The sequence below is a fragment of the Pseudoalteromonas sp. S16_S37 genome, assembly GCF_014694405.1.
Taxonomy (GTDB): Bacteria; Pseudomonadota; Gammaproteobacteria; order Enterobacterales; family Alteromonadaceae; genus Pseudoalteromonas.
The window spans coordinates 1-1,317 of the sequence record NZ_JAAUWV010000143.1; the positions used below are offsets into that span (position 1 = coordinate 1).

General features: G+C 37.9%; 2 protein-coding genes. Both read right to left on the bottom strand.

Translation table 11 applies throughout. The features are described 5' to 3' along the window. Positions 1 to 89: 89 nt before the first annotated feature. Positions 90 to 548 carry a methyltransferase domain-containing protein gene (locus HC733_RS22235; RefSeq protein ID WP_190367156.1) on the bottom strand — a complete coding sequence of 153 codons (459 nt, stop codon included), beginning with the start codon at positions 546 to 548 and terminating at the stop codon, positions 90 to 92. A gap of 201 nt (positions 549 to 749) precedes the next feature. Further along, positions 750 to 1,118 (bottom strand): hypothetical protein, encoded by a 369-nt coding sequence (locus HC733_RS22240; RefSeq protein ID WP_194710113.1) that lies wholly within the window; start codon positions 1,116 to 1,118, stop codon positions 750 to 752. Positions 1,119 to 1,317 lie beyond the last annotated feature (199 nt).

A 1,317-nucleotide genomic window follows, 5' to 3' on the forward strand; every position in this document is an offset into this window, starting at 1 on the left:
CTTCTATTGGATATATTTCACCAGCTCAATATGAAGCTGATTTCTATGATAATTTAAAAGAGTCAGGTAAAGTAGCCTGACTTAAACAACTAGTCTCCGATGAACTCGGGGCGATTCAAACGGTTGCTTTGCAAGTGCTTCTTAAGGTGATCATATTCATGATAATGGATATAAACTTGGTCGCCCGCACTGGAGGTTTGATAACCAGACATAGAATCGGTTCCTGCCATTGTACTTAGATAGAGTATGCCATCAGGGTTGAGTAAACCCTTGATCTTTACTAGCAACGCTTCAACATCAGTTTTAGATAAATAAGGTGTACAAAATCCGCATACAACAACGTCAAATTTATCCTTGATCTGCTCAATATCTCGGCTATCCATGACTGTAAAATCGGTTGTAGGATTATTTTTACTTGTCAAATCAACCATATTGGGCGCTAAATCAAAGCCCAATACTTGATAGCTACTCATCTTGGAAAGCAAGAATTTGCTGATATTTCCAGGGCCACAAGCAGTATCTAAAATTTTAGCTCGATCATTTTGTATTTATTCGATTAGTTTTTCACAGGTATCAAAATAAAAATCGAAATCCATGTATTTCGCTTCATATTGCTCAGCTAGTTTATTAAAAGTACCAACAGTAACTGCGTATTTATCCATATCTGTGTCTTACTCAATATAGTGCCCATTGACCTAACTACTTCGTTTTTTCAAAGGGCACTTCAATCGTTATTTATGGTAATGGTATTACCATTTATATAATCGGCATTTCTGCTTTACTTTAAGTGCGTAGTTAGCAACCGTGTATTGCCCTACTTCCTTTTGCCTTACTGGGTCAAACGTAAATGTTTCCATTGATACGTCCATTGTGCCATTACTATCTAATGAGTAAGTAGACTGAATTTTTGAACTCGCTATTTCAAACAAACTCATAAATTCGTTGCCAACCAGATATTGGTCAATCACTATGCCATTGTTTTCATCCACTGCATAATGACCTAAAGATGCATCGATAGTTTTAAGTGTATAGCTTCTCACTTGTTGTGTTTTACCTTCACCATAAGTGATAATCCAGTCAGCATTTTCCTGATCAACATCGGCAACTTCTAATGCCATTGGAAACTTGTAAAAACTCCCTCTGGCCGGTGATATTAGTTCGCACTGTCCTTTGAAGTATCCAACCCAACCGTCTGGTGCAGGGCGGGATCGCACTTTTAGCTAATTTATGATCAAATAGCGCCAATCCCATTGCTAGGCGCAACCAATGAACCTGATTGAACACCTTACAGTTGTAGAAGAAACTCGCTCTGATATT

What these genes read in the sequence shown, in the direction of transcription:
- HC733_RS22240 (WP_194710113.1), bottom strand. Translation starts at nt 1,118, where the DNA reads ATGGCATTAGAAGTTGCCGATGTTGATCAGGAAAATGCTGACTGGATT.